This window comes from Litoribacterium kuwaitense (genome assembly GCF_011058155.1).
Taxonomy (GTDB): Bacteria; Bacillota; Bacilli; order Bacillales; family DSM-28697; genus Litoribacterium; species Litoribacterium kuwaitense.
Genome location: NZ_JAALFC010000071.1, coordinates 1 through 8,577 on the forward strand (window position 1 = coordinate 1; position 8,577 = coordinate 8,577).

Annotated in this window: 9 protein-coding genes and 1 pseudogene; 2 read left to right on the plus strand and 8 right to left on the minus strand. The window is 38.4% G+C overall.

Annotation, left to right across the window (positions count from 1 at the left end; all coding sequences use genetic code 11):
• The 6 genes from G4V62_RS18460 to G4V62_RS18485 all read right to left on the minus strand — a co-directional run.
• Positions 1-590 (minus strand): DUF4372 domain-containing protein (locus G4V62_RS18460; protein WP_165205033.1); only part of this gene is annotated, 590 nt, incomplete at its 3' end.
• Positions 591-724: 134 nt separating this feature from the next.
• A complete protein-coding gene (locus G4V62_RS18465) occupies positions 725-1,201 on the minus strand; it encodes an ABC transporter transmembrane domain-containing protein (protein ID WP_165205035.1) in 477 nt (158 codons plus the stop codon).
• Between the two features lie 241 nt (positions 1,202-1,442).
• On the minus strand, positions 1,443-1,865 hold the full coding sequence (locus G4V62_RS18470; RefSeq protein WP_165205037.1) for a hypothetical protein: 423 nt from the start codon (positions 1,863-1,865) through the stop codon (positions 1,443-1,445).
• A gap of 39 nt (positions 1,866-1,904) precedes the next feature.
• Positions 1,905-2,045 (minus strand): hypothetical protein, encoded by a 141-nt coding sequence (locus tag G4V62_RS18475; RefSeq protein WP_165205039.1) that lies wholly within the window; start codon positions 2,043-2,045, stop codon positions 1,905-1,907.
• Between the two features lie 388 nt (positions 2,046-2,433).
• Positions 2,434-2,985 carry a GNAT family N-acetyltransferase gene (locus G4V62_RS18480; RefSeq protein WP_165205041.1) on the minus strand — a complete coding sequence of 184 codons (552 nt, stop codon included), beginning with the start codon at positions 2,983-2,985 and terminating at the stop codon, positions 2,434-2,436.
• Positions 2,986-3,154: 169 nt separating this feature from the next.
• Positions 3,155-3,982, minus strand: coding sequence for a GNAT family N-acetyltransferase (locus tag G4V62_RS18485; RefSeq protein ID WP_165205043.1), 828 nt, complete (start codon positions 3,980-3,982; stop codon positions 3,155-3,157).
• A gap of 380 nt (positions 3,983-4,362) precedes the next feature.
• Here G4V62_RS18485 and G4V62_RS18490 point away from each other — a divergent pair, with 380 nt between their 5' ends.
• Positions 4,363-4,611 (plus strand): hypothetical protein, encoded by a 249-nt coding sequence (locus G4V62_RS18490; protein WP_165205045.1) that lies wholly within the window; start codon positions 4,363-4,365, stop codon positions 4,609-4,611.
• A gap of 164 nt (positions 4,612-4,775) precedes the next feature.
• Here G4V62_RS18490 and G4V62_RS18495 read toward each other — a convergent pair whose 3' ends face one another.
• Entirely contained in the window at positions 4,776-5,780 is a 1,005-nt protein-coding gene (locus tag G4V62_RS18495) for a serine hydrolase domain-containing protein (RefSeq protein WP_212508846.1), read from the minus strand.
• 301 nt (positions 5,781-6,081) lie between these two features.
• On the opposite strand from G4V62_RS18495, the gene G4V62_RS18500 reads away from it, so the two are divergent.
• Entirely contained in the window at positions 6,082-7,776 is a 1,695-nt protein-coding gene (locus G4V62_RS18500) for an FAD-dependent oxidoreductase (protein ID WP_165205047.1), read from the plus strand.
• 436 nt (positions 7,777-8,212) lie between these two features.
• Here the strand turns inward: G4V62_RS18500 and G4V62_RS19570 are convergent.
• Positions 8,213-8,577: pseudogene (locus G4V62_RS19570) on the minus strand (hypothetical protein); the annotation flags it as partial.

Genomic DNA, 8,577 nt, shown 5'->3' on the forward strand with positions numbered 1-8,577 from the left:
ACGTATCCGCGGTCAAACACATACATGGCTTCCTTGTCATCAACGAGAACTTCTAGTTGATTCCTGTCGTGTCCTTTCGCTGTCGTAATGATTGCCTTTTCAGGATATACCGTGTCCTTATCCATGAAAACGAGCCGTAAATGCAGTTTTACGCCTGCCTTTGTTTTCCGGAATTTTGCCCACTTGTAATTCGTTAAGTTGAGCGGAAGTGTGCTTGAATCAATGATTTTGAGCGGCATATTCCTTTCCCTTTGATGATGGTATCCTTGAATCTTCATAACAAGATCCAAAAACAAGGCAGAAAGGATTTCCGGTTTCAAATCATTCGTTTTTCGGGATAACTGCGAAGCACTAATCGATTCAAATCCAAGTGTTTTCTGCAGTTCATCATCAAGCAAAGCATCACTAATCGCATGCAGGCTTTCCAGTCCATGCAGCTGGGCAAAAAGGAAAAGCTTGATATATGCCTCTGTCGTTAATTTCTTTGTATAGTAATCCTGTTTAAGATGTTCCACTTGTTCAGAAAGATTTTGAATATTGATGGGTGAAACCCATTTACCAAATGATGAAAGTAGTGTATTCTTGTCCATACGGTTGATCCTTTACGTTTGGATTTGGACAGGAACCACCTGACCTCTCCATTGTAAAGGATTTTTTATTGCCTAAACTGATAAATATTGAATATTGTCAGTATTTTGAATTGCTGTTTTTAATTGGTACAACGCTAGTGAGGAACAATGTAAAATAATACACTACGTAGTGACATATTCAATCCTGGCTGAAACATCACAGACATGTTTCTTAGCTCATTCGTCGCAAGGGACATTAACTCACCATTTCTCGCTGAACTATAAAATGCTTGACTTTGATTAAGCAAGCCTTGGTAAATTTCATTTCGGATGTCTTTTTCTACCTTGAGACGCAGTTGTAAGTTCACGAACGATGACAACCATTGAAATATGCCAGCACCGACAAGAAATATTGAAAAAACTGCTATATGATCCATTAGTTCTTCCGAGTATGCTTGATTTGTTAAACTATCAAACACTTTTCCTAAATAAATGGTGGAAAGACTAGCCAAGACAATTGAACATATTGATGTCACAATGAAAAATGAAAAGAGAAATGGATAACGGATCATATGTCTAATTAGCCATCGGATCGCAGGATCCCCATGTGTTTTCGTTAGTTCAGAACCCATTATTACCCCCTATAATTATGGAATAAGTACACTCAAAAAGGAGAGAAGTCAGCTCATGCGGACTTATTTTATGAATATTCAATAATATTTAATCAATAACGAAATATGAGCTTTTTCAAAATAACTTTACTGCATATCCATGGGAAATGGGACTTTTAAAGATGAATCAGTGAGAAGACTAATGCATTTGCAGCATCTCTTTAATATCTTATTATCCCCAATCATTGTTATAGGTCTCATTTTACCGCGATTGCTCGGTAGACTGAATGGCTTGTTTTAAGTTGGAGTAAAAAGCGCTTTTCGATAAATGTTCGTCTTGGAATGTCTGTCGATATTGCTCAACATTTGTGACTAACTCTATTTGATCTTTAGAAATCTCAAAAATATTGGGTTGGATTCCATCATAATAATGTGGTGGACCTTGCGCAGCGGCAAATAGAAAAAACAAATACGTTTTTCCTTTTTCTAACGTCGACTTTAAAGGAGCTTTTTGATTCTCATAACTTCCCCCTTGTACGGATACAAAAACCTCCTCTTGTGTCACGTCCCCTTTTAAAACATTTGTTACATTGACTTGATACTCAGTTCCAACTGTAACGGTCCCGTCTTCTTTTTCAGGATGATTGGGATTTCGGTTTAAATTTACACCTTCCCCCTCACCCATCACTATCCCTTCGATAATCACCGGCGAAATCGCTAGACGTTAAATGTTTGCTGCAACAGATTCTACAGATTGTGTTTGTGGACCGAGGTCTTTGACAACGAGAAACGCGCCATAACTAAGTAATGTAACTACAACCAAAATAGCCACAATTTTATAAATCCGCGTTCTAGTTTCAAACAAACTGGTTAACCCCCTTTCGTTTCAAATTGCAAAAGCAGCACTTTTACTTCAACTTTGCACAAAGTGATATGTCACCAAACATTTTTTGAGGCCTTGTCGATTTAAATGTAGTCAGTGATAGATCGGGAAGCAACCGATAAAATCGTTGGAAATTTAATCTATGGACGTAGCACAACCGTTTCATTCCTAACTTACGTGACCTTCTTTTTTAATGATTTTGGATAAGTGGTTACACGAATCCAATAAAATAAATCACGTTACATCGCGGGTGAGATTTGCGTTAATTAAAAAACATGCTTGCTGTAGGGTAGCGGGGCAAACCTCTTCATGTTGGTATTTAAGAGACGTAAAGCTATTTTTAATGTACATAAAGTTACCTTTGGCGTTTTTATACCCATTCTCTCTTTAACAATGAATAACAATAATGATCATAATAAAGCCCTCTGAAGAGATGCTTCTCTCTGAATATCCCTTCATTCATGAATCCTAATTTCTCTAGAAGTTTTGCAGATTTTTCATTTTCCAAGGCAACAAAGGCTTGAATTCGGTTCAAGTTCATATGATTAAATCCGCCTTCAATCGCACATTCCAATGTCTCCGTCATATAGCCATGTCCCCAGTATTCGTGCCATAAATCATACCCGATTTCTGCGATATGATTATAGCGATCCCACGAATCAAACCCACAGGTTCCCAATAAGGCTCGATCTACTTTTCTCTCAATCCCCCATCTATTGCGTAAATTTTCTTCAGGATTGGAATACCATTCAATGAAGCCTTGTGCATCCTCCATATCTGTGTAGATTTCTTCATCATATAAGTACTTGCACACTTCTTTATCACTGAATAATTTGAAAATAAATAGCGAATCTTCAAAATTCAACTCTCTCAACCGCAATCTTTTCGTCTCTAGCTGTGGAAAATTCCTCTTATTGCTCATCGAATTCTCGCTCCTTAATTTAACACGTCAAACGCCTAAAAATGGAGTGCTAAACATTGCTCTCTATGATTTCGCTAAATCTTGAAATTGTCTAACACCAAGTAGATCCACAGGCTAAACGGTCCATCGTCCTAGTCAAACTTTCATTGCAGGCCTTTCTTATGTTGTATTAAAACTCAAATTCAAACGACATTAATTGATGCGAATATTCGAATCCTAATTTTTCCGCCACTCTTTTGGATGGCTCATTCGATTCATCTGTTGTCCAATACACACTACCCCCCCTTTTCAAACATTCCTTTATGTATTGTTGTCCCAATATCGTTGCCAAACCATGATTTCGTACTTTTTCATCAAAAGTTGCTATATAAATTTCATGACGGTCTCCATTCACACAACATGAGTAACACGCACTGATCAGCTTATCATTTTTTAAGATAGCATATCCTAATCCAAATCGAGTGAAAGATTCTGCCGAAGACCAATATTCGGTTAACTCTTCTCTTAAATCCTCGTTAGCATTAATTAATTCCGTAGTGATTTTTACTATGGACAACTCTTTATCAAGTACATCCTGAGGCTGTTGCAACACTTTATTAAACCGAATAGTATTCAATTCAAAATAGACACGATTACCCACATAATACCTACGCCGATCTACCACATCTTTCAATGTTTTCTCCCATTTTTTATTAAATATTGTGCCATAAAACCATGTCCCTCCACATAATTCCAAACTTTCTTGCTTTAATTGTGTGGAAATGAAATCACCTAGGTGGCTGTTAAACGATTCGTTATCTGGATCACCAAGCAGATCGTATTCCAAGCCTACCGCATAGACGATCGCCGTCCGAGGCTCCTCGATCCGATCAACATAGACGACCCCTCGATTCATGCCGTTAATCACCGCATTTAGTACATTCTCATTTTTTTCTTGCGGACTAACTAACAGGTTTTTGATTTTGTCATACTGTTCTTTTGCAAGTTTAACAATCATCTTATACTTCTCCTACCCTTTAATAATCGAAAAAGCCGAAACCGCTTTCTCTTCCTACTCTCACAGAATAGACCTTTTTTGTAATAGAAAAGAATAGCTGTACTTTGAATCCTGATTACTGTCATATTCATACTTTCATCAACAACTGTATTATGTCCTTTCAAGCGGACGTTTCTATGAACACTCTCTTTTGAGCGCAAAAAATCGTTGTTCTCGTCTAGTTTTTCTATCATTCCAAGCGTCCGTACGTAGAGTTAACTTAAATCAATATTCTGAAACAATCATTTTCTACGACGAACAAAGCGCGTTAGAAGAATCTTTTTCTATTTTCTTAACGAAGTATCGATGCTATTATATTAACATAAAGGAGTGTGAATTTTATGGATGATGCACAAAAAGCAATCCTTGAAGCCATTCACGAGATGCATAAAGATCTAAACAAAGTGAAATCAGACGTGCAAAACCTTGAGATGAGTGTAAAAGGGTATAGAAGCGATATCAAAAGTTTAGAGCAAAAAATGGATGAAGGTTTCCGATCTTTAAAGACAAAGCAACTGCACACTGATGAAGACGTCGTCATTATTAAAAAAGCGATCGCGTCAGAGTATATAAAAGAACGCGAGAGTTAAATACTTCATAACAGTCAGTGAGAGGTCCAGCCTTCTTTTTCAGGATGATTAGGATTCCGGTTTAAATTTACTCCTTCCCCCTCATCCATTACTGTCCCTTCGATGATCACTGGAGAAATCGATAGACGTTAATCCAGCATATCTCCTCCCCAAACTAAGTTTTCTTAGGACATCAGAGATTGATATATTTCTCCGATAACCCCTTCCATTTGATGAACACCTAATTCTGCATTTGTCATGATGACTGCACCTTTTTCTAAATATGGAAACGCCACCGCCATACATTGAAATCCTATTCCCCAACCGAGTGATGTCATTTCAAGTTGTTTTGCAGACCCTTCTAGAAACACACCTAATCCTGTCCAATTTTTACCTCTTTGTGAGGTGATCATTTCTTTAGCTAAACTTGTTGAAATACCGATATTACTTTTTCCTTTAACAACATTTATTAATTCAAGGACTAATCTGGCTAGATCTAAAGAGGTTGTCCATAGTCCTGAAGAAGCTGGATAGGGATATATAGGATATTTTCCATCCACCAATTTCCCGTTCTTGTCATGACCACAAGCAGAAACTTTTTTATCCAGTTCAAGCATTGTTGTGTTTAGTTTACTATGACTCATATTTAATGGTTCAAAAATGAGTTCGTGCATCACCCGATGAAACGGCTTTTCAGTTACATCTTCTATGAGTTGCTGGATCAAACAAAAACCTGCGTCAGAATAGTGAAACTCACCTTCTGGTTCATATCTTACTTCGATCGAATGTTCCGAATAAAAAGTTTTTCCTGCTAATAATTCGACCATTGAAGGGATCCTTGTAACGAAATTAAGCTCAACAAAACTATTTTCTGGATCAATAATTCCAGATTGATGACTAAGCAAATTTCGCAACGTAACTCTTTTACTCTTAGTTAAATCATTTTCAGGTACCTTCCACGACATAAGCCTTGTGTTTACATCCTCATCTAATTCAAGAAGTCCTTGCTCCGTTAGTTTCATGACAAGCATTGCTGTTAAAAATTTGCTAATTGAACACGCGCTAAACATAGAATCTTTGTTTACCTTCTTATTGCTTCCTACCTCAAGCAAGCCGTAATTTTCCGTGCAACTAATTTGACCATGTTCAATTAATGGAATGCTTAAATCTGGCACATTGTCATGCTTCATTCTTTCTTCAATAGTTATATTTTTTAATTTTATAGTAATCCCCCCTTGTACAAGAGCATTATATCATTTATGGCATTACGAAGCGAATGTATGTTCCTATTTGCACTCCGTTTATGTTTATGAAAGAGCACAAATAGGGACAGAGTTGTTACACAACATTACCGTAATTCAAAATACACATACCCCTATATGTACAAAAGCGGTTTTCTTTAGTATAATTAAAGTATGTTAAAAGTTTCACAAGATAAATGATTTTATCGTCAAAATCCCTCTCATAAACCATTACAAAGGAGACAAAACAATGGGTAAAAAAATCGTTGTCATTGGCGGCGTTGCTGGCGGAGCTTCCGCAGCAGCAAGGGCAAGAAGAATTGATGAGCATGCGGACATTGTCATGTTTGAAAAAGGACCACATGTCTCTTTTTCAAACTGTGCATTACCCTTTCATTTGAGTGGTATCGTAGAAAATAGCGACGACCTTGTGCTGATGAGCCCACAGCAATTTAAAAAGCAATATAACATCGAAGCCCGTGTCAATAGTGAAGTCATTGCGATCAATCGAGACCGAAAGACCGTCACCATAAAAGACCACGCGGCTGATCAAACGTATGAAGAGGCTTATGATCAGCTCGTATTATCCCCAGGCGCAAATCCTGTGATTCCACGAGTCGAAGGCGTTGATCGTCCAAATGTATTTACCTTACGTAATGTCGTCGACATCGCGAAAATTGATGCATTTGTCAAACGAGATGAAGTTAAAAATGTAGCCGTCATCGGTGGTGGATTTATCGGCATCGAAGTGGCAGAAAACCTTCGGATGGCGGGTTTAAATGTCTCTTTAGTTGAATTTAGCAATCAGATCATGGCACCCTTTGACTATGATATGGCGCAAATCCTGCATAAAGAAATGCATGATCAAGGCGTCAACCTCATCTTAAGTGACGGCTTAGCTAAAGTGGATGAAGGATACATCCAATTACAGTCTGGTCGCCGCGTTGAAGCTGAAGCTGTTGTATTAGCGATTGGCGTAAAACCAGAAACAACATTAGCTACGCAAGCTGGTCTTGACCTTGGGGAAACAGGCGGGATTAAAGTAGATCATAATTACCTTACTTCCGATTCACATATCTATGCCGTTGGTGACGCAATCGAGGTATATCACCGCTTAACACATCAACCAACCAGACTTGCACTTGCTGGACCTGCACAACGTCAAGCTAGAGCTGCCGCAAACCATATGTACCAAATCCCGCATCGCCATACAGGTGTCATCGGTTCATCTTGTATTCATGTGTTCAACCTTAACGCGGCGTCTACAGGCTTGAATGAAAAAGATGCCAAAAAAGCTGGCATTCAATATGACTTTGTTTATGTCCTTCCAAATGACAAAGTTGGGTTAATGCCTGAAAGCAATCCATTGCACTTTAAATTAATTTATGAATACCCTACTGGGAAAATCTTAGGTGCACAAGCCATCGGCAAAGGCAATGTCGACAAGCGTGTTGATATTATTGCAACGATGATTACAATGGGTGGTACTTTGGAAGACTTAAAAGAACTAGAATTATGTTATTCACCAATGTTTGGTACAGCAAAAGACGTCGTTAACCTTGCTGCATCGGTCTCCTTAAACATTTTAAATGGCGCATTTAAGCAGGTGCCTGTGACTAAAGTTCGTGAGTTGGTTGAAAACAATGCATTTATTATGGATGCCCGTGAAAAACATGAATATGAAGCAGGACATTTAACGAATGCAGTCAATATTCCATTAAGTGAATTCCGAGAGAGACTGGATGAAATCCCTCATGATCAGCCTGTATACGTCCACTGTCGTTCTGCACAACGCAGTTACAACGCGGTGATGGCATTACAACACTTAGGCTATACAAATGTATACAATATTTCCGGATCATATTTAGGCATTTGCTTATATGAATACTTCAATGATCAAATCACAGGTAGAGACAGAATTGTAACAGCATACAATTTTAAATAATTAAGTCGAGGATAGTCGAGGACGAATATTGATTAGACACTTAGTGTAAGGATTCATGATTAGCTGGGGAGCTTTTACGCTTCCCGGCATTAAGTTTCTTCCGGAATTGATCGGGGCTTTCATCGTAGGTACAAAGATTCCTGTAATTCTGCCGATAGCAGAAGTATGAAGGTGCGTAAAACGAGGTCGAAAGTTGCCAATCCTCAGCAATAGGCGCACTTTACGGACCCATTTTTGGTTCGAAGCTTTGGACAGACTATATGATACAAAGGAACTTAAGACCATGAACTGAGCAGGAGGAGGTGATTTCCCCACCTCCCGTCCTACTTGATCAAATACTAAAAGTTAAATTAACCCAACAGACATCTAGCAGCACTTGGTTCAAAGAATTTTCGAATACCTACGGATGCCACGGTAGTATGCCATAATACACATTCTATAATTTTTTATCACAACATGCATCCCAATCTCCGAACGCTTTCCAACAGTTATCATGCTCTACGCAACATTCATCAGTATCGTTAATAGGCTCTCCGCCTCCATGATCCATGTTGTAACCACATTCAGCACCACAATGTTGGTAGCCACCTGGCAAGCAAAATTCCCAGAAATTGTAGGGTTCAATACGCGAAGTAAAGTCTCCTGCCTCGTAATTTGGATTGTTCGGTAGCTCTTCTTTGTCATCAAAGAATGAGAGTTCATTTAGGACCTGTCTGAAAACTAAAGAATAATGTGGTACGATTGGTGAAAAATGAATGGAGCGACGAGCATGACGCAAAGACGGTACGAAATAAACGATGA

Bases quoted from the DNA above. Each gene is read 5' to 3' on its own strand.
- G4V62_RS18465 (WP_165205035.1), bottom strand. From the start codon at position 1,201: ATGGGTTCTGAACTAACGAAAACACATGGGGATCCTGCGATCCGATGG.
- G4V62_RS18470 (WP_165205037.1), bottom strand. From the start codon at position 1,865: ATGGGTGAGGGGGAAGGTGTAAATTTAAACCGAAATCCCAATCATCCT.
- G4V62_RS18480 (WP_165205041.1), bottom strand. From the start codon at position 2,985: ATGAGCAATAAGAGGAATTTTCCACAGCTAGAGACGAAAAGATTGCGG.
- G4V62_RS18485 (WP_165205043.1), bottom strand. From the start codon at position 3,982: ATGATTGTTAAACTTGCAAAAGAACAGTATGACAAAATCAAAAACCTG.
- G4V62_RS18490 (WP_165205045.1), top strand. From the start codon at position 4,363: ATGGATGATGCACAAAAAGCAATCCTTGAAGCCATTCACGAGATGCAT.
- G4V62_RS18495 (WP_212508846.1), bottom strand. From the start codon at position 5,780: ATGAAGCATGACAATGTGCCAGATTTAAGCATTCCATTAATTGAACAT.
- G4V62_RS18500 (WP_165205047.1), top strand. From the start codon at position 6,082: ATGGGTAAAAAAATCGTTGTCATTGGCGGCGTTGCTGGCGGAGCTTCC.